21 protein-coding genes, 3 tRNA genes and 1 pseudogene are annotated in these 25,130 nt (G+C 66.1%); 5 read left to right on the top strand and 20 right to left on the bottom strand.

Features of this window, described 5'->3' with window-relative positions; translation table 11 throughout:
• Positions 1 to 141 precede the first annotated feature (141 nt).
• From ACSLGO_RS09775 to ACSLGO_RS09790, 4 genes are read left to right on the top strand one after another with little or no spacing between them, the layout of a single operon-like run.
• Positions 142 to 1,338, top strand: a complete 1,197-nt coding sequence (locus tag ACSLGO_RS09775) for a sensor histidine kinase (RefSeq protein WP_419243404.1) — start codon at positions 142 to 144, stop codon at positions 1,336 to 1,338.
• A 19-nt stretch (positions 1,339 to 1,357) separates the two neighbouring features.
• Positions 1,358 to 2,107 (top strand): LytR/AlgR family response regulator transcription factor, encoded by a 750-nt coding sequence (locus tag ACSLGO_RS09780; RefSeq protein ID WP_436401005.1) that lies wholly within the window; start codon positions 1,358 to 1,360, stop codon positions 2,105 to 2,107.
• On the top strand, positions 2,104 to 2,481 hold the full coding sequence (locus tag ACSLGO_RS09785) for a hypothetical protein (RefSeq protein WP_152275216.1): 378 nt from the start codon (positions 2,104 to 2,106) through the stop codon (positions 2,479 to 2,481). The genes ACSLGO_RS09780 and ACSLGO_RS09785 overlap by 4 nt, the downstream gene beginning before the upstream one ends.
• A gap of 18 nt (positions 2,482 to 2,499) precedes the next feature.
• Positions 2,500 to 3,975 (top strand): cation acetate symporter, encoded by a 1,476-nt coding sequence (locus tag ACSLGO_RS09790; protein ID WP_091606934.1) that lies wholly within the window; start codon positions 2,500 to 2,502, stop codon positions 3,973 to 3,975.
• A 92-nt stretch (positions 3,976 to 4,067) separates the two neighbouring features.
• Here ACSLGO_RS09790 and ACSLGO_RS09795 read toward each other — a convergent pair whose 3' ends face one another.
• From ACSLGO_RS09795 to rpsB, 6 genes are all read right to left on the bottom strand, one after another.
• The gene (locus ACSLGO_RS09795) at positions 4,068 to 4,646 is read right to left on the bottom strand and encodes a DivIVA domain-containing protein (RefSeq protein ID WP_176697612.1); all 579 of its coding nucleotides are present in this window, start codon (positions 4,644 to 4,646) and stop codon (positions 4,068 to 4,070) included.
• A 111-nt stretch (positions 4,647 to 4,757) separates the two neighbouring features.
• Positions 4,758 to 5,636 (bottom strand): phosphatidate cytidylyltransferase, encoded by an 879-nt coding sequence (locus tag ACSLGO_RS09800; RefSeq protein ID WP_226802571.1) that lies wholly within the window; start codon positions 5,634 to 5,636, stop codon positions 4,758 to 4,760.
• A gap of 77 nt (positions 5,637 to 5,713) precedes the next feature.
• The gene (gene frr, locus ACSLGO_RS09805; protein ID WP_091606310.1) at positions 5,714 to 6,271 is read right to left on the bottom strand and encodes a ribosome recycling factor; all 558 of its coding nucleotides are present in this window, start codon (positions 6,269 to 6,271) and stop codon (positions 5,714 to 5,716) included.
• A 155-nt stretch (positions 6,272 to 6,426) separates the two neighbouring features.
• Entirely contained in the window at positions 6,427 to 7,158 is a 732-nt protein-coding gene (gene pyrH, locus ACSLGO_RS09810; RefSeq protein WP_091606313.1) for a UMP kinase, read from the bottom strand.
• A gap of 155 nt (positions 7,159 to 7,313) precedes the next feature.
• Complete coding sequence (tsf, locus tag ACSLGO_RS09815; RefSeq protein ID WP_436401006.1) at positions 7,314 to 8,153, bottom strand: translation elongation factor Ts; 840 nt, start codon at positions 8,151 to 8,153, stop codon at positions 7,314 to 7,316.
• A gap of 139 nt (positions 8,154 to 8,292) precedes the next feature.
• Positions 8,293 to 9,168: a 30S ribosomal protein S2 gene (rpsB, locus tag ACSLGO_RS09820; RefSeq protein WP_091606317.1), complete on the bottom strand. Its 876-nt coding sequence runs from the start codon at positions 9,166 to 9,168 to the stop codon at positions 8,293 to 8,295.
• 494 nt (positions 9,169 to 9,662) lie between these two features.
• Between rpsB and ACSLGO_RS09825 the strand changes: the two are divergent.
• Positions 9,663 to 10,190: pseudogene (locus tag ACSLGO_RS09825) on the top strand (peptidoglycan DD-metalloendopeptidase family protein); the annotation flags it as partial.
• 126 nt (positions 10,191 to 10,316) lie between these two features.
• On the opposite strand, the gene ACSLGO_RS09830 reads toward ACSLGO_RS09825, so the two are convergent.
• The 14 genes from ACSLGO_RS09830 to ACSLGO_RS09895 all read right to left on the bottom strand — a co-directional run bounded on the left by ACSLGO_RS09830 (position 10,317) and on the right by ACSLGO_RS09895 (position 25,021).
• Positions 10,317 to 11,501, bottom strand: a complete 1,185-nt coding sequence (locus tag ACSLGO_RS09830) for an acyl-CoA dehydrogenase family protein (protein ID WP_263128686.1) — start codon at positions 11,499 to 11,501, stop codon at positions 10,317 to 10,319.
• A gap of 214 nt (positions 11,502 to 11,715) precedes the next feature.
• Positions 11,716 to 11,789: transfer RNA gene (locus ACSLGO_RS09835), tRNA-Ile, on the bottom strand.
• Between the two features lie 92 nt (positions 11,790 to 11,881).
• Positions 11,882 to 13,066 carry a glycosyltransferase gene (locus ACSLGO_RS09840; protein ID WP_436401007.1) on the bottom strand — a complete coding sequence of 395 codons (1,185 nt, stop codon included), beginning with the start codon at positions 13,064 to 13,066 and terminating at the stop codon, positions 11,882 to 11,884.
• 45 nt (positions 13,067 to 13,111) lie between these two features.
• Positions 13,112 to 14,044: a DMT family transporter gene (locus ACSLGO_RS09845; RefSeq protein ID WP_091606324.1), complete on the bottom strand. Its 933-nt coding sequence runs from the start codon at positions 14,042 to 14,044 to the stop codon at positions 13,112 to 13,114.
• A gap of 18 nt (positions 14,045 to 14,062) precedes the next feature.
• A complete protein-coding gene (locus tag ACSLGO_RS09850; RefSeq protein ID WP_436401008.1) occupies positions 14,063 to 14,692 on the bottom strand; it encodes a CDP-alcohol phosphatidyltransferase family protein in 630 nt (209 codons plus the stop codon).
• 33 nt (positions 14,693 to 14,725) lie between these two features.
• Entirely contained in the window at positions 14,726 to 15,523 is a 798-nt protein-coding gene (locus ACSLGO_RS09855; RefSeq protein WP_091606939.1) for a phage holin family protein, read from the bottom strand.
• Between the two features lie 106 nt (positions 15,524 to 15,629).
• Positions 15,630 to 17,063, bottom strand: a complete 1,434-nt coding sequence (locus tag ACSLGO_RS09860; protein WP_091606327.1) for a sugar porter family MFS transporter — start codon at positions 17,061 to 17,063, stop codon at positions 15,630 to 15,632.
• A gap of 188 nt (positions 17,064 to 17,251) precedes the next feature.
• Positions 17,252 to 18,409 (bottom strand): NAD(P)-dependent malic enzyme, encoded by a 1,158-nt coding sequence (locus ACSLGO_RS09865; protein WP_325786583.1) that lies wholly within the window; start codon positions 18,407 to 18,409, stop codon positions 17,252 to 17,254.
• Positions 18,410 to 18,731: 322 nt separating this feature from the next.
• Positions 18,732 to 18,804, bottom strand: a tRNA-Asn gene (locus tag ACSLGO_RS09870).
• A gap of 128 nt (positions 18,805 to 18,932) precedes the next feature.
• A tRNA-Asn gene (locus ACSLGO_RS09875) sits at positions 18,933 to 19,005 on the bottom strand.
• Positions 19,006 to 19,056: 51 nt separating this feature from the next.
• Positions 19,057 to 21,009 carry a DNA primase gene (gene dnaG, locus ACSLGO_RS09880; RefSeq protein WP_436401009.1) on the bottom strand — a complete coding sequence of 651 codons (1,953 nt, stop codon included), beginning with the start codon at positions 21,007 to 21,009 and terminating at the stop codon, positions 19,057 to 19,059.
• Between the two features lie 36 nt (positions 21,010 to 21,045).
• A complete protein-coding gene (locus tag ACSLGO_RS09885; protein ID WP_436401010.1) occupies positions 21,046 to 22,329 on the bottom strand; it encodes a deoxyguanosinetriphosphate triphosphohydrolase in 1,284 nt (427 codons plus the stop codon).
• 6 nt (positions 22,330 to 22,335) lie between these two features.
• On the bottom strand, positions 22,336 to 23,508 hold the full coding sequence (gene dusB, locus ACSLGO_RS09890) for a tRNA dihydrouridine synthase DusB (RefSeq protein ID WP_263128681.1): 1,173 nt from the start codon (positions 23,506 to 23,508) through the stop codon (positions 22,336 to 22,338).
• Between the two features lie 76 nt (positions 23,509 to 23,584).
• Positions 23,585 to 25,021 (bottom strand): YibE/F family protein, encoded by a 1,437-nt coding sequence (locus tag ACSLGO_RS09895; protein WP_436401011.1) that lies wholly within the window; start codon positions 25,019 to 25,021, stop codon positions 23,585 to 23,587.
• Between the last annotated feature and the right edge of the window lie 109 nt (positions 25,022 to 25,130).

A 25,130-nucleotide genomic window follows, 5' to 3' on the forward strand; every position in this document is an offset into this window, starting at 1 on the left:
GCTGTGATGGGGATCACTTTTCCAATGCGGATGCATCCGGTGCCACTTATCCCGCCCCCGCGTCGGTGAACGGAGCAATCCGTGCGCCAAACGGCATGATTTGGCCCCCGGCCCCTCCCCGGTGTCGGTAGTCTGGGACGCATGCCCGCTGCCGTCGAAGTCGCTCTGGTCTGCGCCGTTGCCGTCCTGACGCTCGCAGCGGTGGCTGCCCTGGGCTACCGGCTGAGCCGGTCCCAGCGCGATCTCGGTTCGGACGCCGAGCGGGCCGCCTACGCAACCCTGCACACGGCGTCGCTCGCCTCCCGTCACCTGCGAGCGGGCCTGACCCCTGCCGGTGCGTCCCGGGCCAGCCGGCACCTGCGCGGGCTGCTCCGGTGCGAGACCCTGCTCATGACGGACACCGCGGCCGTCCTGGCCTGGGAAGGCGCCCTGCCAGACAGCTCCATGCGGCGCGAAAGGATTCTCGTCGCCTCCCGCGGAGTCCTGGACAGCGGCCGGACCAAGGTCTTTCGTGGCCCCGTCCTTCGGGCGCTGGGACTGCAGGACGGCGGCGAGCTGCTTATCTGCCCGCTGCGCGTCAACGCGCAGGCCGTGGGCACCCTGGGGGTCTTTGCGCCGACGATCAGCGCCGGGTTGATCAGGGCAACCAATGACGTAGCTGACTGGGTTGCTGCCCAGCTTGAACTCGCCGAGCTGGACACAAACCGTGCCCTGCTCATGGAGGCCGAGGTCAAGGCACTGAGGGCCCAGATCAGCCCGCACTTCATCTACAACTCACTCAACGCAATTGCCTCCTACATCAATACGGATCCGCAGCGCGCCCGGGAACTGGTGGTGGAGTTCGCCGACTTCACCCGGTATTCCTTCCGCCGGCACGGGGACTTCACCACACTGGCCGAAGAGCTGCAGTCCATCGACCGCTATCTGCTTCTGGAACGGGCGCGTTTCGGTGAACGGCTCAAGGTCAGCCTGCAGATCAGCCCGGAGGTCCTCGGTACGGTGATCCCCTTCCTGTCGCTGCAGCCGCTGGTGGAGAACTCGGTGCGGCACGGACTGGACTCGATCGACGGCGAAGGCCGCATCACCATTTCCGCCCGGGACGCCGGTGCCCTGGCGGAAATCACCGTGGAGGACAACGGCGTAGGCATGGATCCGGAGAAGCTGCGGGCGCTGCTGGCCGGCCATGCCGACGGCGACCACGTGGGCCTGCGCAATGTTGACCTGCGCCTGCGCCAGGTCTACGGCGATGCCCACGGCCTGGTGATTGACACCGCGGAAGGCGCCGGCACCCTAATCACCATGCGGATCCCCAAGTCGCAGCCGGGCCACCGGGCGTGAAGGAAGTAGGCTGTCTGCCATGCCGAAATCCGCAAAGCCGCTGACGGTGGTGGTGGCCGACGACGAGGCCCCCGCCGTGGAGGAGCTGGCGTTCCTGCTGGGCCGGGACGCACGCATTGGCACCGTACTGCGTGCCTCAAGCGGGGCCCAGGCCCTCCACGCCATCGAAACCGCCGACGTCGACGCCGTGTTCCTGGACATCCATATGCCTGCCCTTTCCGGACTGGACATAGCCCGGGCTCTGGCCCGCAAGGAACGCCCGCCCGCAGTCGTCTTCGTCACCGCTGACGAGGACCACGCGCTGGCGGCGTTCGACCTCGCCGCGCTGGACTATCTGCTCAAGCCGGTGCGGCAGGAACGGCTCACCGAATCCATCCGCCGGATCAGCGACGCGCTGGCCGGAGCGGGGCCGGACAGCACGGAGGCCGGGGACGTGGTCACCGTGGTCCAGGGCGCCACTACGCGCATGATCCGCCGCGAGGACATCCGCTACGTCCAGGCGCAGGGAGACTATGCCCGGCTGCACACGGCCGAGACCAGCTACCTGGTTCGGATCCCGCTGGCGGAGCTGGAAGCACAGTGGGCCGATGCCGGGTTCCTGCGCATCCACCGGTCTTATCTGGTTGCCCGCAGCCAGATCACCCAGGTTCGGCTCAGCGGCGGGCGGGCCAGCATCCGGATTGGTTCCGAGGAGCTGCCGGTCAGCCGCCGGCACCTGCCCACCGTGCGCAGCACGATGGCCTCCGGAAGAGTGCGGCCCACGGCATGAACGGTGAGAACCGTCCGCAGCGCGTCCGGGTCACTGCTCCCCCGCGTCCCGGCGCCGTTCCCCCGGCATTCCCGGTGGCCCGGGAACTGGATGAACAGTCCGAAGTCGGTGAGGTGTTCCTCTCCTCGCTGATCCGGTCCCAGCTGCGCCTGGCCCTGGTGGTGGCCGGCGGGTTTGGCCTCATCCTGCTCGGCGTTCCCCTGTTGCTCGCGGCCTATCCGCACCTGGGCACGCTGGAGCTTTTCGGCATTCCGGTGCCGTGGGTCCTGCTCGGATTTGGCGTCTATCCGCTGGTGATCATCAGCGGAGCGCTCTACGTGCGCAGCGCCAACCGGAACGAGAAGCGGTTCCAGGACCTGCTGGATGAGGGGTAGGAAGCGTTGAACTGGGAGGTGAGCCCCGGCGTCGGGTATGCAGCGCTTGCCGCCGTGACGGCCGCAACGCTGCTCATCGGCGCCTACGGCCTGCGCATTTCGCGGACCACCGGCGACTTCTACGTCGCGTCCCGCACGGTGAAGCCGTGGTGGAATGCGTCCGCCATTGGCGGGGAGTACCTGTCCGCCGCGAGTTTCCTCGGCGTGGCCGGACTGGTGCTGGTCTCCGGTGCGGACGCCCTCTGGTTCCCCATCGGCTACACCGCCGGCTACCTGATGCTGCTGCTGTTTGTAGCCGCCCCCCTGCGACGCTCGGGTGCGTACACCGTGCCCGACTTCGCCCGCGCCAGGCTTGATTCCCTGCCGGCGAGGCGGGTCACCAGCCTACTGGTGGTGGCAGTCGGCTGGCTCTACATTGTTCCGCAGCTGCACGGGGCGGCATTGACCGTCGGCCTGACCACCGGACTGCCGGGCTGGGCGGGATCTGCCGCCGTCGTCGTTATTGTCTGCCTGAGCGTGCTTAGCGGCGGGATGCGGTCCATTACCTTCGTGCAGGCGTTCCAGTACTGGCTGAAGCTGGTGGCGCTGGCGGTGCCGGTCCTGTTCATCCTGTTCCGTCTGGGCGCCGACGGCGTGTCCTGGACCAATGGAGGGGCAGCCTTCGATTTTGGCGGGCACTCCCCCGGCGCGGATTCCGTGTACCGCAACATTTCGCTGAGTATCGCGCTGCTGTGCGGAACGCTGGGACTGCCGCATGTGCTGGTCCGTTTCTATACGAACCCTGACGGAGTGTCCGCCCGTCGCACCACGCTGATCGTGCTGGGACTGCTCTCGGTCTTCTACGTCTTCCCCACGCTGTACGGGATCCTGGGCCGCACCTATCTGCCGGGGCTGGCGGCTGAGGGCAATGCGGACGCGACCGTCCTGCTGCTGCCGGCACAGGTGTTCGACGGTGCCCTCGGGGACCTGCTGGCAGCGCTCGTTACCGCAGGCGCCTTCGCCGCGTTCCTGTCCACGTCCAGCGGTCTCATCGTGTCCCTCGCCGGGGTGATCAGCCAGGAATTTTTCCGCGGCAGCGTCAGCGGCTTCCGCACGGCAACGCTGCTGGCGGCGGCGGTTCCGCTGGGGCTGGCGCTGCTCACCAACACTCAGGCCCTGGCCGGCAGCGTGGGAATGGTGTTCGCGTTCACGGCCTCGACGCTGTGTCCGCTGCTGCTCCTGGGGATCTGGTGGCGTCGGCTGACCGCGGCCGGTGCGGTCTGCGGAATGCTCACCGGTGCGGTCCTCTGCGGCGGGGCGATCGTTGCCGGCGGCGTGCTGTCCGTCTCCGGCGGCTCCACCCCGGTGTGGCTGGAGCAGCCGGCGGCGTGGACGGTTCCCGCGGCCTTCGCGGTCACGGTGCTGGTCTCGCTGCGCGGCCCGGGATCCGTTCCGGCCGGGACCGGACGCTTCCTGGCCCGGCTGCACACTCCCGAGCGCGCCCTGCGCCCCTGATCTCTTCCCGCCCACACGCCGAGAGGCCAGTTGCGGCTCGTTTGGGTGCTGATATGAGCCGTAACTGGCCTCTCGAAAGGCTTGGGACGGGTTTAGTCGATCGCGGCCATCAGCTCGACGACCCGGTCCAGGAACGCATCGACCTGGGTCTCTTCGTAGCCCGCATCGCCCTTGGCCTCGCGGAACACTGCACGGCGCACGACGTCGACGCTCAGCGGACGGTCGTGCTCAAAGTAGCCCAGCAGTTCGTTGCAGAGCGCATCGACGTCGCGCACGTTATAGCTGTGGGCGCGCTTCTTGGTAGGGCGCCGGAAGCGCTCCCCCGGCTTGCGGTGCAGCCGGGCCCGGAGCACGGCCGAGGTGCGGCCGATCTGCAGCAGCCAGGCTTCTTCGCCCTTTTCCTGGATCAGCCGGTCCCGCTCACGCTGGGCGAACACGTCCTCAAGCCGGTCAAGGGCGGCGTCGACGGCCTGTGCCTCGTAGCCTCCCTTGGCGGGATCGAAAGCCATGGAACGGACGTGGCGGCTGGTAATGACCTTGGCTCCCGGTGTCTCTGAGTTGTAGTAGTTCCGGGCCCGGGTCAGGAAATCATCTACCTGGCGGACGTTGTATCCGTATTCCCTGCGGCCCACACGCTCAAAGGGGGCACTGGCCTGCCTCGCATCGTTCATGTTCAGCTAATCCTTAGGTGTCAAGTCTGTTTCCGCCACGGGATGCGGGACCGTCGAAAATATCTTACGTGTTCCCCGCCCAGGACCTGGGCAGGACTCCCCGGGACGGCGCTACATTGCACCCGGAACGAGCAGGACCGAGAGAAGGAACACCACCGGCGAGGCGAAGACCACCGAGTCCAGCCGGTCCATCGCGCCGCCGTGTCCGGGGAGCAGGTTGGACATGTCCTTGACGCCAAGCTCGCGCTTGACCATAGACTCGGAGAAGTCCCCCGCCGTGGCTGCGGCGACGGTAGCTACCGCCAGCACCAGGCCGAACCACCAGGGCTGGTCCAGGAACAGCACGGCGGCCAGGACGCCCACCACTGTGGCACCCGCAACGGAGCCTCCGAAGCCCTCCCACGACTTTTTGGGGCTGATCTTCGGCGCCATGGGGTGCTTACCGAAGATCGCCCCCACGAGGTAGCCGAAGGTGTCATTGGCAACCACTAGCAGCAGCAGGACCGCTACCCGGGTCTGCCCTTCGGGCTCCCGCAGCAGCAGCAGCGCGAAGCTCAGCAGGAACGGAATCCAGAGGATCACGAACACACCGGCAAGAATGCTGCGCAGAGCGTCCTGCGCGGTGTCGATGGTCCGCCAGAGCAGGACGGCTATGCCCGTACCGGCCAGGGCCATCGCCAGTGCCTCCGTGCCGCCGAAGTAGGCTGCAAGCGGCACTGCTACGGAGCCGACCAGCACCGGAACATGCGGAACCTTGATTCCCCGGATTTCCAGTGCGCGGGAGACTTCCCAGACGCCCACTGCGGAGAACGCCGCGGCGATCACCGCGATGGCCACCGGGGAAAACAGCAGGCCCACCAGCAGCGCACCAAGCAGGACGACGCCGACGGCGATGGCCGCCGGGAGGTTGCGTCCGGCTTTGGAAGGCTTGCGCTGCTTGCCGGCACGGGCAGCCGCACTGCGGGCCCTGCGGCCATCGGGAACAGTCATGTCCGTGCCCTTCGCTGCCGGGTCTGCCTCAGGAGACGGGGAACCGCCAGCCTGGGTTGAAGGCTGGGATTGGTTCATCAGACCTCGAGCAGCTCGGCTTCCTTGCGCTTGAGCAGCTCATCGATTGAATCCGTGTGAGCCTTGGTCAGTGCGTCCAGGTCCTTTTCGGCACGGTTGCCGTCGTCTTCGCCGATTTCCCCGTCCTTGACCAGCCGGTCCAGGCCATCCTTGGCCTTGCGGCGGATGTTGCGGACCGAAACCTTGGCGTCTTCGCCCTTGCTGCGGACAATCTTAACGTATTCCTTGCGCCGGTCCTGGGTCAGTTCGGGCATGACGACCCGGATGACCTTGCCGTCATTGGACGGGTTGGCCCCTACCTCGGAGTCACTCAGTGCCCGCTCAATGGCGCGCAGGGCAGTGACGTCGTACGGGGTGATCAGCAGCGTGCGGGCGTCCGGCGTCGCGAAGGATGCCAGCTGCTGCAGCTGCGTCGGCGAGCCGTAGTAGTCCACCAGGACGCGGGAGAAAAGTGCGGGGTTCGCACGGCCGGTGCGGATGGTCGAGAAGTCCTCCTTGGCAACCTCCACAGCCTTGTCCATCTTGTCGGCTGCCTCTTTCAAGGTCTCTTCGATCACGGTGTCTCCTCATTGGAAGGGAATTGCCAGCGCCGGAAATGAACCGTGCAGTGGCGAAATTGGTCTCTTCTACCATCCTAACCCGCGCGGCTCCCGCGCCGGCACCTGCGGCGATGCCGCCGGAGTGCCGGGCGGTCAGCCGCGCGGGAGGCGGCTCAGTTCGAGACCACGGTACCGATCTTCTCGCCGCGGATGGCGCGGGTGACGTTGCCTTCGCCCTCCATGCCGAAGACCACCATGGACAGGTCGTTGTCCTTGCACATGGTCATGGCCGTCTGGTCCATGACCCGGATGTCCTGGCGGAGCGCGTCGTCATACGTCAGGGTTTCCAGGCGCTGTGCGTTGGGGTCCTTGTTCGGGTCCGCGGTGTAAACGCCGTCCACACCGGACTTGGCCATCAGCACCTCGTCAGCGTGGACTTCCAGGGCGCGCTGGGCAGCAACGGTATCCGTGGAGAAGTAGGGCAGGCCGGCTCCGGCTCCAAAGATCACAACGCGGCCCTTTTCGAGGTGGCGGATGGCCCTCCGCGGAATGTAGGCCTCTGCCACCTGGCCCATGGTGATCGCGCTCTGGACGCGGGTTTCAACGCCAGCCTGCTCCAGGAAGTCCTGCAGGGCCAGGCAGTTCATGACCGTGCCAAGCATGCCCATGTAGTCGGCGCGGGATCGGTCCATGCCGCTCTGGGACAGCTCGGCACCGCGGAAGAAGTTACCACCGCCCACCACGATCGCCGTCTCCACCTCGCCTACCGTAGCGGCGATCTGCTTGGCCACGGAGCGGACGGTTTCCGGATCCACGCCCAGCTTCCCTCCGCCGAACACCTCGCCGGAGAGCTTGAGCAGTACGCGGCGGCGCGGAGTGTCGGTGTCTTTCAGGGCGTGGTCCATGATGCCTCCCGGGGCAGTGCTGGTGAGTGAACGTGTCAGCTGGTTCAAGGGTAATAAGGGGATTTGGACAGACAAAAGGGGTGGCCACCTTTCGGTGGCCACCCCCTCTATGCCATCATTTCGCGTTCGCTTTGCGTACGCGCCGTTTCGGTACCTTAGGCTCCGACGCGGAACCGGGCGAAGGCGGTCGGCTGAACGCCGGCTTCGTTCAGGACGGTGGCAACAGTCTTCTTGGCATCCTTGGCGAACGGCTGGTCGAGCAGCACGATCTCCTTGAAGAAGCCGGTCAGGCGGCCTTCGACGATCTTCGGCAGGGCAGCTTCGGGCTTGCCTTCGGCGCGTGCGGTTTCGTCAGCAATGCGGCGCTCGTTCTCAACCAGGTCGGACGGAACTTCGTCGCGCGTCAGGTAGGTGGGAGCGTAGGCAGCGGTGTGCACGGCGATGTCGTGGGCGGCGGTGAAGGCTGCGTCACCTTCGCCGTCGACGGCGAACAGAACGCCAACCTGTGCAGGCAGGTCCTTTGAGGTCTTGTGCAGGTAGGCGTCGACGGTCTTGCCTTCAACGCGTGCAACACGGCGGACAACAACCTTCTCGCCCAGGATCGCGCCTTCTTCGACGACAACCTCGGACAGCGGCTTGCCGTCAACCTCGTAGGCCAGGAGGGTCTCGGCGTCAGCGGCGCCGGATTCCACGGCTGCGGCCAGGACGCGGTCTGCGAGTTCGATGAACTTTGCGGACTTGGCAACGAAGTCAGTCTCGCAGTTCAGTTCGATCATCGCGCCAACGGTGCCATCGATGACCTTGGCAGCAACCAGGCCCTCGGCGGTGGAACGGCCTTCGCGCTTGGTAGCGCCCTTGAGGCCCTTGATGCGGATGAGCTCCATGGCCTTGTCGGCGTCGCCGTTGGCCTCGTCGAGAGCCTTCTTCACATCCATCATGCCGGCGCCGGTGCGCTCGCGCAGAGCCTTGATATCAGCAGCGGTGTAGTTCGCCATTTGGACTCCAGTCCTCCCGTAATAAAAGTATTGGTGCAGTTCCGGCTGTGCGGCGGGCCGGGGTTCCGGCCCGCCGCACAGGCGAAGGTTCCGCGACGGCAGCTGCTAGGAAGCAGCTGCCGTCACAGTGGAAATCGAATTACTTTGCTTCTTCTGCGGGAGCTTCGGCGGCCGGAGCCTCCGGAGCAGCCTCAGCGGCCGGAGCCTCAGCAGCGGCTTCAGCGGCCGGAGCCTCTTCGGCGGCGGGGGCAGCTGCGCCTTCGAGCAGTTCGCGCTCCCACTCAGCCAGCGGCTCAGCCGGGGCTTCGGTGTTGCCGGACTTGTTGTGGCGGGCGATCAGGCCCTCGGCAACGGCGTCGGCGATAACGCGGGTCAGCAGGTTGACGGAGCGGATGGCGTCGTCGTTGCCCGGGATCGGGAAGTCGACGTCGTCCGGATCGCAGTTGCTGTCCAGGATGGCAACAACCGGGATGTTCAGCTTCTTGGCCTCGTCAACTGCGAGGTGTTCCTTCTGGGTGTCCACGATCCAGACCACGGACGGAGCCTTGGTCAGGTTACGGATGCCGCCCAGGTTGGATTCCAGCTTGGTCAGTTCACGCTTGAGGAGCAGCAGCTCCTTCTTGGTGTGGCCGGAGGAAGCAACGTCGTCGAAGTTGATCTCTTCGAGTTCCTTCATGCGCTGGATACGCTTCGCAACGGTCTGGAAGTTGGTCAGCATGCCGCCGAGCCAGCGCTGGTTGACGTAGGGCTGGCCCACGCGGGTGGCCTGCTCTGCGATGGCTTCCTGCGCCTGCTTCTTGGTGCCGACGAACAGCACGGTTCCGCCGTGGGCAACGGTGGCCTTGACGAACTCGTATGCACGGTCGATGTAGGACAGCGACTGCTGCAGGTCAATGATGTAGATGCCGTTGCGCTCGGTGAAGATGAAGCGCTTCATCTTCGGGTTCCAACGGCGGGTCTGGTGACCAAAGTGAACGCCGCTGTCGAGCAGCTGGCGCATGGTAACGACGGGCATGTCGTCACTCCTTCCGGCAGCAGTGCGGCGCTGTGCGCACGCTTGGATAAGCTGCCAATTGACGGTTATCAGCAGCACCCGGCGGGTGTTGCTCCTGGTGCCCATCAGCCCTCGCGCCTGTTAGAGGCCGGTGGCGTGCGTCCCTATCCCGGTGTTCACCGGACCGCAGGAACGCACCCAGTTTTTCCTTGCGAAAAGCGTGGATAGTTGGGGCACGCGTAGTCAGCCTGAAGCGCGTTCTCCTGATCCGTCCTGCTTCTCCGGGCGGTTCTCCGTTGCGCCAGTGGCGGCAGGAGGGAGCTTCCCGGTTGGGCAGGGAGGATCAGCGCGCAGCAAACTGCTTCGTCAAGTGTACTACAGCGCCGGAGCACTTCGGCCCGCGACTGTGCCTGCCTTCCTCCCCAGCAACGCATCTTCCCCGGCCCGGAGAAATCTTGTCCCCGCGTTCGGGTACGCGGGCGCCGTACCAGCCGCTGCTGGAGTGGACTGGCCCCATGACGTGTTTCGTTCCGGCACATTCGACGGCCCCTGGACTGCCAGCCCCTGATCTGCCACCCGTGGTTTCCCCCGCCGCGCCCGGGCAGACCCGGAGGACCGGACTCCGCGCGGGTGCAGGCACGGCGTGGATCGCCGTCCTGGTCCTGGCATGCCTGTGGACGGTGGCCGATTCAAGCCGGGCCGAACCTGCACCAGCCGCGCCCGGGTGGGTATGGCCCCTGCATCCCGAGCCGCGCGTTCTCCGGGTCTTCGACAAGCCTGCGCAGCGCTGGCTTCCCGGCCACCGCGGCGTTGACCTGGCTGCCGCGCCGGGAGACGCAGTGCTGGCGCCCGCCTTCGGCACGGTCCGCTTCTCGGGGCGGGTGGTGGACCGCGGCGTCGTGACTGTCGATCACGGGGGTGGCCTGCTCAGCAGCTTCGAACCGGTGGCGGGCGTCCTCTCCCCCGGCGATCCTGTCCTGCCCGGCCAGCGTCTTGGTGAGCTCGAGCAGCGCGGCGCTGCGGGGCTTAGAACCGGACAGCCGCACTGCCCCGGCAGTTGCCTGCATTGGGGAGTACGGCTGGACGGGGACTACGTGGACCCGTTGGCCTTCGTCATGGACCGGCGTCCGAGCGTCCTGCTCCCACTGGGCGCCGGGCCACTGGAGAGCCTAGACGAAGGCAGCGATTCCGGTAATGGCACGGCCGGTCACCAGGGTGTTGATCTCATAGGTGCCCTCGTAGGAGTAGATGGCCTCGGCGTCTGCGAAGATCTTGGCCATTCCGTAGTCGGTAACGATTCCGTTGCCGCCCAGGATGCTGCGGCCCAGCGCAACCGATTCGCGCATCCGGGCGGTGGTGAAGGCCTTCGCCAGGGCTGACTGCTCGTCCTTGGCGCGGCCCTCATCCTCGAGCTGTGCCAGCCGGACCATCATGCCCATTGAGCTGACGGTGTTTCCGAGGATCTGTACCAGCTGTTCCTGCACCAGCTGGAAGGACGCCAGGGGCTTGCCGAACTGCTGGCGTTCGACGGCGTAGCGGCGGGCAACGTCGAACGCTGCCATCTGCTGGCCCACAGCCTGCCAGGCAACGGCCAGGCGCGTGACCTTCAGGACCTTGTTGGTGTCCCGGAAGCTGTTGGCACCCTTGAGGTGGTAGTCGTCGCTGACCACCACGTTGTCCAGCACAATGTCCGCGTTCTGCACGGTGCGCAGGGCGATCTTGTTCTCGATCTTGGTGGCGGTGTAGCCCTGGGTCTTGGTGTCCACGAGGAACCCCTTGACCTGGTTGTCCGCTTCGTCGCGGGCGTAGATGACCACCCAGTCTGAGAAGGTGGCGTTGCCGATCCAGCGCTTGGCGCCGTTGAGGATCCAGTTGTCCCCTTCGCGGCGGGCAGTGGTGCGGGTTCCGCCGGCAACGTCCGAACCGCCGAGCGGTTCGGTCAGGCCAAAGGCGCCGATCTTCTTCAGGGAGTAGATGTCCGGCAGCCAGGCTTCCTTCTGCTCTTCGGAGGCCAGGGCTTCGATCGATCCGGTGAACAGGCCGTCATGCACGCCCATGAAGGTGGCAAAGGAGGTATCGGCGCGGGTGAATTCAGCGTGGCAAAGTCCGGCGAAAAGGTTGGAGTAGCCCTGGCGGTAGACCGGGGACACAACATCCAGCTCGGCAAGCTTGGGAATCATGTGGGTGGGGAAGGTACCGGCGTTCCACCAGTCATTGGCGTACGGCTTGACCTCGGCCGCCAGCCACGAACGGATCTCGTGAAGGCGGTCGCGCTCCTTGTCGCTGAGCAGGTCTTCGAATGCGTAGAAGTCGCCGTCCGCGTAGGGGAGGTTATCGACGTCGATAGTTGCCATGGAATGTCCTTCGCTGATCCAGTTCGATCCGGGCCGTGAAGCCGGCTGCCCCTTATGTTACCCATGAGTAACATCGGGCACAATCCCCCGGGCTGGTCAGTTTGCCGGGCACGTACGGCGACTCCCTGCAGGACCAAACAAAAAACACCCCGGTCCGAAGACCGGGGTGTTGTACGCTGCACCCGCCGGAATGGCAGATGGCGCGCCGTGCGGGTAGGGCTGGTGGGGCTTGAACCCACGACCCACGGATTATGAGTCCGCTGCTCTGACCGGCTGAGCTACAGCCCCGCGTGCTGCCAGTGTCCTGACAGGCAGTAGGAACATCCTAATCGGCTGCGGCCCCGGGCACCGAATCAGGCGGTGCCCGGGGTGCGGCGAGGCTAGGCGGTGCTGTCCGTCCGGTAGAGCTTCTCGAAGGTGGCCAGGGTGCCTTCCAGGCTGTGTGCATCAACCATGCTGCGGCTGTGCTGGCCCATTTTCAGCCGCTCGTCCTCGGGCAGCTGCAGGATTTCGGTGATGCGGCCGGCAACTTCGGTACTGTCTCCGGGCTGGAACAGGAACCCGTTCCGGCCCTGTTCCACCAGGTGCGGCAGCGCCATGGCGTTGGCGAGCAGTACGGGAGTGGACGCGGACATTGCCTCGAGGGTCACCAGCGACTGCAGTTCGGCAGTACCGGGCATGCAGAAGATATCCGCGCGGAGGTAGGCCTGGCGCAGTTCCTCGTCGCTGACCAGCCCGCGGAACTGAACACGGTCTTCAATGCCCAGGTGCTTGGCCAGCGCAATGAGGGCGGGCTTAACCTCACCGCCGCCGACGATCTCGGCGTGCACATTCAGTTCGCGCGGCGTCTTGGCTACGGCGTTGATCAGCACGTCGACGTGCTTCTCCTCGGCCAGCCGGCCCACGAACAGCACGGTGGGGTGGTCCGGTCGGTCGACGGATTCGCCGGCACGGAGTTCATAGGTCGACGCGTCGATTCCGTTGGACAGCGGCAGAACGTCCGTCAGGCGCGCGTGCTCCACCATGGCCTTGGCAGCCAGCGGGGTCGGCGTTGTCACGACAGCGGCCCTTCCCATGACCTTGCCCATGTCCCGCCACGAGTTCCTGGCGACAATGCGCTTGAACCATTTGGGGAAGGGCAGGAACGGGTCCAGGTTTTCCGGCATGAAGTGGTTGGTGGCCACCACCCGGATCCCGCGCTTGCGCGCAGCGTAGAGGGTGTACTCCCCCACCATGTAGTGGCACTGGATGTGCACGACGTCGGGCTTCACTTTGTCCAGCAGCATGGAGATGTGCTTCTTGATTTCCCACGGGAGGCAGATCCGCCAGTAGTCATGGGTCGGCACTCCGTGCGAGCGGAGGCGGTGCACTGTCCAGGGTCCGTCGGTCTCGGAATGCGCGGGCCCGCTGTCCGGGCTCGGAGCCAGGACGTGCACATTGTTGCCCCGTCCGTGCATGCCCTGCGCCAGGCGGAAGCCGAACTGGGCTGCGCCGTTGAGGTGCGGCGGGTAGGTGTCGCAGGCGATCAGGATGGTCAGCGGTTTGTCTGCCGGTTCCTCGGTCACGTAAAAAGTCCTCTATTGGTGTTGTGGCGGTCGGGCCGTACGGTATCAGGGCTTGCGGGTGGCCCCGGTCCGGGTGGACGCGGGCTTCTGCCGCCGCTTGTTCATTTCCCGGCGCTTGATGACGTCCGGATGGTAGCGGGACAAAGCGACCACCCCCACAATAGCAATCACGGCGCAGACACCCATGGCGACGCCCAGTACGGCAGGGACATCCGGCCGCAGTTCGTTGAGCACGCCGATTCCGATGGCGATGCCCACCATCGGGTCGATAACCGTCAGTCCCGCGATTACCAGGTCCGGCGGACCGCTGGAATAAGCACTCTGCACAAACCAGGCACCCAGCCCGCCGGCGACGGCGATCCCCACGATGGTGTACCAGGGCACGTTCAGCAGGAAACGGCCGTTGGGATCCAGGAGGTCCGCGGCGATGGTCTTGGTCAGCACCGCGACGAAGCCAAAGAGGATGCCGGCGCCAAGGATATGCGCTATTGCACCCAGCCGTTTGCCGAACAGCAGGTTCAGCAGGCCGAAGAACGCCACAACGACGGCGAGGATCAGAACGATCACGATTTCCTGCCGGGGTTCCACCACCTGTTCGGTCCGGGTGGCCCCGACGGCGAGAAGCACGAAGAGCATGCTGCCCACGACGCAGGCGACGATGGACACGACCGTCACCCGGTTCAGGCGCAGGCCCTGGTCCCGTGAGTTCACGATCGTGGTGATCACCAGCGCAAGCGAACCGATGGGCTGGACCACGGTGAGCGGCGCCATCGCGAGTGCCGCAACGTTCAGGGCAGTACCTGTCCCCAGCAGGAGCAGGCCGAAGAGCCAGCGCGGGTTGCGCAGCAGCCGGCCGAGTCCGGCGGAACTCAGGCTGAGTCCGCCGGTGTCTGCGCTGACCGCGCTTCCCTGGCGCTGGGCACCAAAGGCGAGGAAGACGGCGCTGGCAAGGGCACAGGCAATTGCGACGGCGGTCATGGTTCCCCCGGTCCGTGCCTAGGAACCATGGGCTTCGCCTGCTGCTTCGAGTTGCCTCCGGTGCTTGTGCCAGGAAGCCCGCAGATAGCCGGCAAAGGCTGCAACATGGCCGATGCAGCCAAGGACCAGCACGGAGTTCCCGACGATGGCCAGCCACTCGTAGTCGAAGCCGGGCACCTTGTGGAGTAGCAGCATGGGGGCACCCACCAGCAGCAGTGCCGTGCGGATCTTTCCGATGTTGCTCACCGGGAGGTTTGGACTGCCGCGGAACAGGATCAGCGAATTGATGATCAGGATGAGGTCCGGAATGACGATCGCCCAGATAAACCAGCTCGGCGCGATCCGGTCTACGACGAACACCGTCGCCACAATGATCAGGGCGAGACGGTCCGCTACGGGATCCAGCCACTTCCCGGTCGCCGACACCTGGTCCAGGCGCCGCGCCAGGTAGCCGTCCACCCAGTCCGTGGAGCCCACGAGGACCAGGGTGATGAACGCTGCCCCGTAGTCGTCCCGGATGATCAGCCAGACGAACAGCGGTACGCCGAGGAACCGCAGGATGGTGATCAGGTTGGGAATTGTCCAGAAGGTATCAAGGACCCGCTCACCCCGGCCCGGTCGTGTTCCGGCGCCGATGAGCCTGATCACTGCCGAACTCCTTCTGCCTTCCTGTTCAAGGCGCTATTTTCGCAGGAGCCTGCGCAGCAGGATCCCCATGGCCAGGAGGGAGGCGCCCAGAACCGCGAGGGGCTGCTTGCGTTCGCGGAACATGGCACCGACTTCGTCCGCCATGCCCTCGCCCTGCTGGGCGCCGGAGCCGGCGGTGCCGTTCCTGCGGTCTGCGGCGCGGCGTGCCTTGAGGTCCGCCATCTGCTTCTTGACGTCCGTCTTCTCGCCCAGGCCGTCGCGGACGGCGGCAATGTGCTCGCGGCGCTGCCGCAGCCGGATCCGCAGTTCCTCGGGGGTCGGCTTCTGCACGGCGTCCTCGGGCTTGTCCTGTTTGCCTTCTTCGGGCTTCTGCTCCTTGGGCTTCTTCGGCGCGTCCAGGGTTGCGGGATCGAAGCTGCGTCCTTCCTTGAGGACGCCAAGGTCGTAGCGGATGCCGCGGAGGGCATCCTCCGGGACCAGCGGCATGGTCTTCTTGAACCGGTTGATTCCCACCAGGGCGGCAACCGCGGCGATCACCAGGAAGAGTGCAGCGACGAGCAGTGCGGCGAGCCACGCCGGCATGACGGTGGCGAGTCCCAGGATGGCCGCGGAGATCAGGGCGACGCCGAGCGCAGCCAGGAAGAGGAGGGCGACGACGACGAAGGCGGCGGCGACACCGGCCTTGATGCCCTTCTGCTTCATCTCGGCCAGGGCCAGGGACAGTTCGTCGCTGACCTGGCGGGGCAGCAGCCGCGCCATCACCTTGGTCAGTCCAGCGAGGGAGGAGCTCCCGTTAGCCCGCTGGGTCCTGGTGCTTGCGGAGCTGTTCATCGGCTCTGCCTCCGTCTGCTCGTTACTGTTCGCCGTTGCCATTACCCAAAATTACCATTCTCCTCAGCTTTCACTAGCCGATGCCCAGGCGCCCCAGCACCATGAGTCACAGTTTGTCCCGGTTCTCCTCCAGCTCGCGGCCGGAGAGCTCCGGAAGCTTCGTCTTGACGAACCAGAACGAGACCACCGCGAAGATCGTAAAGATGGCGTACATGATCCACAACCCGAAGTTTTCGCTGACCCAGGGGAAGGACAGCGTGACGATGAAGTTGAAGATCCAGTTCACCATGGTGCTCAGGCCCAGCGCGAGCGATCGGATGTTGTTCGGGAAGATCTCCCCCAGCGTCACCCACATGACCGGTCCCCAGGTTGCTGCAAAGAAGACGACGAACAGGTTGGCGCCGATCAGCGCGACAGCACCCCAGGGCTGCGGCAGCACTACTTCTCCGCTGCTGCTGTCTGCCTGGAAGAAGGACACGGTTGCCGCCAGCAGGCCCACGAACATGCCGATCGAGCCGGTCATGAGCAGCTTGCGGCGGCCAACCCGGTCCACGAAGGCAATGGCGACGATCGTCATCAGCACGTTGACTACGGAGGTGATCACCGACGTCGTGAAGGAGTCCGATTCGCTGAAGCCAACCGACTGCCACAGGGTGGTGGAGTAGTAGAAGATGGCGTTGATGCCCACCAGCTGCTGCAGTGCGGCGATGGACATGCCAATCCACAGGATGGGCTTCAGGCCCAGCATGGTTCCGCGCAGGTCCGCGTAGGTGGCGCGCTCTTCGCTTTCGAAGCTTTCCCGGATTTCGCGGATCTTCCGGTCCGTGTCCTGGACACCGGTGATGCTCCGGAGCACCCGGGCGGCTTCTTCGTCGCGGTTTTTCCTCACCAGATACTGCGGCGACTCCGGGATCGTCAGCGCCAGGATTCCGTACACGATGGCCGGGACTACGCCCACCAGGAGCATCCACCGCCAGGCGGCCATGCCCCACCACAGTTCGTTGAACGCGCTGCCGGCACTGTTGGCGAGCCAGGCATCGGAGAGCAGGGCCGCGAAAATGCCCAGGGTGATGGCCAGCTGCTGCACCGATCCGAGCGCCCCGCGCCACTTGGCCGGGGCTACTTCGGCAATGTAGCCAGGGGCGATGACCGACGCCGTGCCGATGGCCAGGCCGCCGATCAGGCGCCAGAGCATCAGGTCCCAGACGCTGAACGCCCAGGCAGAGCCAATTGAATTGACGGCAAAGAGGATGGCAGCCGCCACCATGACCGTCTTGCGACCCAGCCGGTCCGCAAGCTGGCCGGCAAACCACGCGCCAACCGCGCAGCCAAGCAGCGTGATGGCAACCGTGAAGCCCAGCACTCCTGCGCTGAGCGAAAATTCGCCGCCAATCGCGTCGACGGCCCCGTTGATAACGGCTGTATCAAAGCCGAAAAGCAGCCCGCCGACTGCTGCGGCAACGGTTACTGCAATGACTTTTGCCGGGTGTGAAACGTGTCCGGCGTTTCCCTGGCTAGGGCCTGTCTGGCTGGCACCCATCGGTTCCTCGGCTTTCCTAGTGCTGGGAAATAACCAATAAAGCCTACTCCAACACTAAGCATCCTTTGGATCACTGGGAACTGTGGCCGCAGGATTCCGGCACAGCGCCCGCCCGGGGTACGTTCCGCACAAACGGCGGAGGACACACCCCCGGCGGGCGCCGGAACCGGCAGTTTGCCGCCGCCCGCCTAGCCGGCAGCGTCAGCTACGGCAGCAGCCACGGCCGGCGCCACCCTCGGATCCAGCGGGCTCGGGACAATGTGGTCCGGAGCCAGGTCATCCCCCACCAGGTCCGCGATGGCGGCTGCGGCGGCCACCTTCATCGCGGAGGTGATCCGGCGGGCGCCGCTGTCCAGCGCGCCGCGGAAGATCCCCGGGAACGCCAGGACGTTGTTGATCTGGTTGGGGAAATCACTGCGGCCGGTAGCAACGACGGCAGCGTGGCGGGCGGCAACGTCCGGATGGACTTCGGGATCGGGGTTGGAGAGGGCAAAGATGATGGCGTCCGGTGCCATGGTTGCCAGGATGTCTTCCGGGACGGTTCCGGAGGACACACCGATGAAGACGTCGGCGCCGGCCATCGCCTCGGCCGGTCCCCCTTCGAGGTTGCGCGGGTTGGTCCGGGCGGCAAGTTCGCCCTTGGCCCCATCCAGCCCCCGCCCGGCGGAGAGGATTCCGCGCGAGTCCAGGACAACGACGTCGTGCACTCCGGCTTCCAGGAGGATCGTGGCGCACGCAACCCCGGCGGCGCCTGCGCCGGAAATCACCACACGCATCCCGGCCAGCCCGCGGTTCGTGACCCGGGCCGCGTTGGTCAACGCGGCCAGTACGACGATGGCGGTGCCGTGCTGGTCATCGTGCATTACCGGGCAGTCCAGCGCCTCAATGAGGCGGCTCTCCAGCTCGAAGCAGCGCGGCGCCGAGATGTCCTCCAGGTTCACGGCACCAAAACTGGGCCGCAGGCGCACCAGGGTTTCGATGATTTCGTCGACATCCGTGGTCTCCAGGACCAGCGGAATCGAATTCAGCCCGGCGAAGGTCTTGAACAGCGCCGATTTCCCCTCCATGACCGGCAGGGAGGCGGAGGCACCGATGTTGCCCAGGCCCAGGACGGCGGTGCCGTCGCTGACAACGGCCACCAGCCGGGATGCCCAGGTGTGGGACTCGGCCAGCTGCGGTTCCGCGGCGATTCCGCGGCTCACCTGCGCCACGCCCGGGGTGTACGCGATAGAGAGGGCCCGCTGCGAATCCAGCGGCTGCGTGGTCTCGACGGACAGCTTGCCGCCTTCGTGGAACGCGAAGATTTCCTGCTCGGTGATGGGTGCAGGTACGGCGGTAGAGGTCATGGTTGTACTCCTGATGAAGGAAGAAAAAAGGACCGCGGTTGAGGGGTCCGCTGGATCAGCAGCCTCATAAACACGTATGCGGCGGAACAGTAGGGTTCCGGCATGGGCATCAGGATAGGTACGCCCCGGCCGCCTGCGGCGTGCGGATATGTTGTGGATCCGGTGGCCTGCGCGGCGGCAGACCCCCAGTGTAGCCGCGGGGCGGGCATGGTGGGCAAACTGCGGCCGACGGCGGCGCGGCACCGGCGCTTCCCGGGCCCGGGGCGGATGCGCCCCGGATGCAGCGAAGGCCCGTAACAGCGTTACGGGCCTTCGGCAGTTGCTCCCCCGACTGGACTCGAACCAGTAACCCTTCGATTAACAGTCGAATGCTCTGCCAATTGAGCTACGGGGGAAAGCGGCGACAATCAGTCTACACCGGCCCGGCAGCTGTCACCGCCTGCCCGGCCTGCTCCCCGCTGCCGGAGACGGAAGCGAGAAGAAGGCTCCTGACCTGCTTTTGTACAGGTCAGGAGCCCAGTTGCTCCCCCGACTGGACTCGAACCAGTAACCCTTCGATTAACAGTCGAATGCTCTGCCAATTGAGCTACGGGGGAAAGCGCGACTATTACTTTACAGACGAAGAGCCAAGAAACGAAATCCGCGTCTCACTGCATCTCGCGCAGGGCACGCCGCTGCATTTCGAGCTCCATCAGCTCGCGGTTGAGCTGCTGGAACAGCGCCGGATCCGCGCTGGGATCCAGCCGCTGCAGCTGCCCCAGCTTCTCCGCTTTAAGGTGTGTCACCTGAAGCTCGAAGAGCCGGTTGAGGATGTCCCGGCAGTACATCGCAAGCGCATCAGCGTCTCGGGCCGGGATGGGTGTCACCGCCAGTTCGCTGACGAAACCGCGCAGGGCGTCCGGCAGTTCCTGGCGGACCTGCTCCACCCATGCTGCGGCAGACGCCGGAACCTCCCCGGCAGCCCGCACCGCGTTGTGGACCGCCACGTAGGCCGGGACGGTGAACCGTGCTGCCTTGAACCGCTCCCATTGGCCGGCGTCCAGGAGTCCTGGCTGCTGGAGCACCACCTCCAGGGCCTGGCGTTCCATTCGTGCCGCCGGGTCATTGGGATCCGGGCGGGCGAAGGACTGGGCCTCGGGGGCGGCTTCCTGCGCCGGGTGCGGTTCCGCCTGCTGCGGGGCGTGCTGGCCATACTGGCCCTGTTGTCCGTGGACGGCCTGCTGGCCCTTTTGGTACTGCGGGCTGTTCGGATCCCGGGCTTCGCGCTGCCGCTTGGCTGCGGCGTTCACGGCGCGCAGGACGTCGTCAACCTCGCTGCCCAGCCAGCCGGCCAGTTCCCGGGCATAGGCGGGACGCATGGCGGAGTCGCGGATTTCGGCCACCACCGGAGCCGCGGCGCGGAGGGCAGAGATGCGTCCCTCCACCGTGTTCAGGTCGAACTTGGCGAGCGTGGAACGGATCGCAAACTCAAACAGCGGCCGGCGGGAGCGGATCAGTTCCGCCACGGCGGCGTCACCCTTTTGCTGCCGGATGTCGCAGGGGTCCATGCCGTGGGGGTCGACGGCGACGAAGGTCTGCGCGTTGAAGCGCTGGTCTTCCTCGAACGCACGGAGCGCCGCCTTCTGGCCGGCGGCATCGCCGTCGAACGTGAAGATGACCTCTCCCCCGGTGCCGTCGTCGGAAAGGAGCCGGCGGGCAATCTTGATGTGGTCCGTACCGAAAGCGGTGCCGCAGGTGGCCACTGCGGTGGTAATGCCGGCGAGGTGGCACGCCATGACGTCCGTGTAGCCTTCCACCACCACCAGCTGGCGGTCCTTGGCAATCGAACGCTTGGCCAGGTCAATGCCGTAGAGGACCTGGGACTTCTTGTAGAGCGGGGTTTCCGGGGTGTTCAGGTATTTAGGTCCCTGGTCATCCTCGTACAGCTTGCGGGCGCCGAACCCTATGGTGGCGCCGGTCAGGTCCCGGATCGGCCAGATCAGCCGCCCGCGGAACCTGTCGTAGAACCGGGACGCATCCTGCCCGGTGGAAAACATGCCGGTCTGGGCCAGTTCTTCCCGGGTGAACCCGCGCCCGGTGAGGTGCTTGAGCAGCGAATCCCAGCCCTGCGGCGCGTAGCCGACTCCGAAGTGCTCTGCGGCGGCGGGGTCGAAGCCGCGTTCGGCCAGGAAGCTGCGGGCCGCGGCAGCTCCCGGAGTGAGCAGCTGTTCACGGAAGAATTCCGCGGCAACCTTGTGCGCGTCCAGCAGTCGCTGGCGCTTGCCCACGTCCTCGCGGCGCGGACCGGTTCCGCCGTCTTCATAGTGGAGTTCGTAGCCCAGGCGGGAGGCGAGCTTCTCCACGGTTTCGGAGAAGGTGCCGTGGTCCATCTTCTGCACGAAAGAGATGACGTCACCGCTCTCCCCGCAGCCGAAGCAGTGGTAGGTGCCTACCTGGGGACGGACGTGGAAGGACGGGGAGCGTTCGTCGTGGAAGGGGCACAGTCCCTTGAAGGAGCCGATTCCGGCGGATTTCAGCGTGACATACCCGTCCACTACCGCCTTGATATCGGTGCGGGAGCGTACTTCATCAATGTCTTCGCGTTTAATCAGGCCGGCCATGGTTCTACCTTATTCCCCGGGACCAAACCCGGGTTCCTACCAGAGAGCCGGAACCGGGCCTACCAGGCGTTCGTGCAGGGCCAGAGCGGATCCGTCCGTGAGCGAGGCCACCTGGTCGATGACCACGCGCAGCCGGGCGCCGTCGTCGGCCGCTTCCCGCCAGTCCGCCGCGAACATCGGTTCAAGGTGGCGGTCACCGGTGGCGGAGAGCTGGGCAACCAGGTTGGTGAGGACTTCGCGCTGCCGTTCGTACAGCGGCTGCCGCTGGTCCGTAGTCATGACGAAGGTGGTCGCCAGGCCCTTCATCACGGCGATCTCCAGCTGCGTTTCCTCGGGAACAACCATTTCAGCGTTGTACCGGGTCAGCGGATCCAATCCGTAGATGTCCCGGGTGGCGTCCATGGCGCTGGAGCAGAAGCGCCCAATGAGCTGGCTCGTCATGTCCTTCAGCGCTGCCATCGAGCGGCGGCTCCCGTCGGCTTCGCGGACCCAGACGCCTTCGGATTCCAGGCGGGCAAGGGCGGCGTCCACGGCAGCGGGATCCGCGGTGGGCACGTACCACTGCTGGGTGTAGCCGATCACTCGGGCGCGCTGGTCGGGATTGTCCAGCCACTTGAGCTGCACGTGTCCGGCGACGATAGCGTCTTCGACGTCGTGCACGGAGTAGGAAATATCATCCGCCAGGTCCATGACCTGCGCTTCCAGGCAGGACCGGCCGGCCGGCGCGCTGTCACGCAGCCACGTGAAGACCGGGAGGTCATCCTCGTACACGCCGAATTTGGTGGTTCGGTGCCCGTTGACCAGCGGGGCGTCGACGGCGGACCACGGGTACTTGCAGGACGCGTCCAGGCTGGCGCGGGTGAGGTTCAGGCCGGCCGGGGATCCGTCCGGTCCAATGATCTTGGGCTCAAGCCGGGTCAGCAGCCGCAGGGTCTGGGCGTTGCCTTCGAACCCGCCAATGGCGTGGGCAATGTCATTCAATGCGGTTTCGCCGTTATGCCCGAAGGGCGGGTGCCCCAGGTCATGGGAGAGGCAGGCGGCGTCGACGACGTCGGGGTCGCAGCCCAGGGCGTTGCCCAGTTCGCGTCCCACCTGCGCCACTTCCAGGCTGTGGGTAAGGCGGGTGCGGACAAAGTCGTCGGTATCCGGAGCCACTACCTGCGTCTTGGCACCCAGCCGGCGCAGGGCCGAGGAATGCAGTACCCGGGCACGGTCGCGGCCGAACTGCGTCCGGTGCGTGCTCTTGGCCGGCTCGGTGACCCAGCGTGACTGGTCCACGTCGGTGTAGCCGGCGGTACGGAAAACCTGCGGAAGGGTCATGTGTTCTTAGCCACCTGATACATCGAGTTCGGCTGCCGCAATGATGGCTTTCTGGGCGGGGTTCAGTTCCCGGCCGTCCAGCCAGCCTTCCGGCAGTGCTGTCTTCTTGGGTGTGCCTGCCCGGCCGCGGGGACCCTCGGCATCCGCGCCGGGATACGGAGCGGTGGGATCGAGTTCCGCCAGGAGTCCGCGGAGGACCTCGAGGGAGGGCACAGTGGCCAGCTTAGCCCGCAGCTCTCCCCCGACCACGTAGCCCTTGAAGTACCAGGCCATGTGCTTGCGGATGTCCCGGAGGGCAATGACTTCATCGCCGAAGGTTTCCACCAGCAGCTCGGCATGCCGGTAGACGCTGTCCGCAACTTCCTTCAGTCCGGGGCGGTGGCGGTCCTCGCGGCCTTCGAAGGCTGCCTGCAGGTCAGCAAAGAGCCACGGGCGGCCCTGGCAGCCGCGGCCAATGACGACGCCGTCAACACCGGTCTGCTCGACCATGGCGATGGCGTCCTCCGCGGACCAGATGTCACCGTTGCCCAGCACCGGCACGTCGGGAAGGGATTCGCGCAGTTCGGCGATGGCGTTCCAGTCCGCCTTGCCGGAGTAGAACTGGGAAGCGGTGCGTCCGTGCAGGGTTACTGCCGCCACTCCGGCGTCGCGGGCGATCTTGCCGGCTTCGCGGAAGGTGAGGTGGTCCTCGTCGATGCCCTTGCGCATCTTGATGGTCAGCGGGATCTCTCCCTTGGAGGCTTCCCGGACGGCGGTCTGGACGATCGCCGTGAACAGGTCCAGCTTCCAGGGCAGGGCGGAGCCGCCTCCCTTGCGGGTGACCTTGGGAACGGGGCAGCCGAAGTTGAGGTCAATGTGGTCTGCCCGGTCTTCCTCCACGAGCATCCGGATGGCCGCGCCGACGGTCACGGGATCCACGCCGTAGAGCTGGACCGAGCGGATGGATTCGTCGTCGTCGTGCTGGATAATGCGCAGCGACTCCGGCGAGCGCTCCACGAGGGCCCGGGACGTCACCATTTCGGTGACGTAGAGTCCGCCGCCGTACTCGCGGCACAGCCGGCGGAACGCCTTGTTGGTAATGCCTGCCATGGGAGCCAGGATCACCGGCGTATCAATGGTCAGCTTGCCGAGCTGCAGCGGCGGCAGTTCAAGCCTGGTCTTAGTGGTTGCAACGCTCACCCTCCTATTCTCGCAAGCGGGTGCAAATCCTGCGCGGGTTTGCACGAAGGGTGTCGTCGCGGAGGCCTCTCCGCGGTCACTCCGGAACCTGGTCCTCCGTGGGGAAGCCGGGGGCGGTACGCCTTGCCCGCGCCCCGCGGCGCGTTCCGGGCTCACCCGCAGCGGCTCTGCCGGACGGCCGGCCCAGTGCCGCGGAGCCGCCGGCCCCGGCCGCAGTCCGTGCCGGTTCACGCCCGTTCCCTGCGGCACCGGGGCCGGTGTCCGGTGAATCGCCGGCGTGTTCCGCCCGGGCCCCGGACAGCCCGACGGCCTTCACCACCAGGACGGCGACGGCGGTGGTCACCGGGATGGCAAGTACCAGGCCGATGGATCCAACGAGCGTGCGCACCACTTCCTCGGCCAGCTCACCGCTGGTCAGTGTCTGCATCAGGGTGCGGTCATACAGGGAGACAAGGATCAGGACCGGCAGTGCCGCACCGGCATACGCGAAGGCGATGGTGTAGACCGTGGAGGCAATGTGGTCCCGCCCCACCCGCATGGCCCCGGTGAAGAGGCGCCGGGCGGAGGCCCCGGGTGCCAGTTCATACATCTCCCACACGGCCGAGGACTGCGTGATGGTCACGTCGTTGAGCACGCCCAGCCCGGAAATGATCAGGCCGCAGAGAATGATGCCGGAGATCGAGAGTTCGTCCGAGGCATTGATGAGGGCATAGGCGTTCTCATTGTCCACGCCGATCAGATGGGCGGCGTCCGTCGCCCATGCCGCCAGCCCGGCGGTGATCCCGAGCCCGAACAGGGTGCCGAGCAGCGCCGTCGAGGTCCTGGCCGAGAATCCGTGGGCGAAGTAGAGCACTCCAATCATGATCACGCTGGATCCCACCAGGCCCAGCAGCAGCGGCGGCTTGCCCTCCACCAGCCCCGGCAGGATGAACCCGGCGAGCACCGCATAGGCACCGCCCAGCCCGATCAGTGCGCGCGCTCCGCGCCAGCGGGCGACGGCGATGACCACTGCCGCGTACAGCACGGCGAGCGCCGCGATGGGAACGCTGCGCACGAAGTCCATGAAGATGTACGGCGGCGCCCCGCTGTCCACCATCACGTTTTCGAGGTTCAGGTAGCGGACGGTATCCCCGGCCTCGATGGCATTGGTCTTGGCGACTTCCGGGGGCACTTCCACGGGAACGGCGGAACCGCCGGAGGAGGGCAGCACATGGGCCACCTGGCATTGGGGCGCCTGCACCCCGGCCTGGGTGAGCGTGACGGAGGACGGACAGTCCTCAACGCCCACGCGCTGGACGGATCCGGTGTCGATGGTGACGCCCTCGGCGGTTGCGTAGGGGTCCGCAATGGTGATCTCGCCCGGATCGCCGCTGGGCCACAGCGCAATCATTCCGGCGACGGCAAGCAGGCCGAGCGGCACGAGGATGGCCGTCAGCAGCCGGTTGGCCTTTCGACGCGCGGCGAGGGCCGCTCGGGTGGGTGTTCCGGCGTCGTGCAGGTGGGTGTGTCCCATGCAGGTCCTCACTGGGTTGGGCTGACCGGATGCCCGGTGCGGGCGAGCACTCCCATTCTCCCCATGCCGCGGGCCGATTTCCGAATTTACCCTTCGGAGGGTCTAGACT

Source organism: Arthrobacter sp. IK3, from assembly GCF_051337705.1.
Classification (GTDB): Bacteria; Actinomycetota; Actinomycetes; order Actinomycetales; family Micrococcaceae; genus Arthrobacter_B; species Arthrobacter_B koreensis.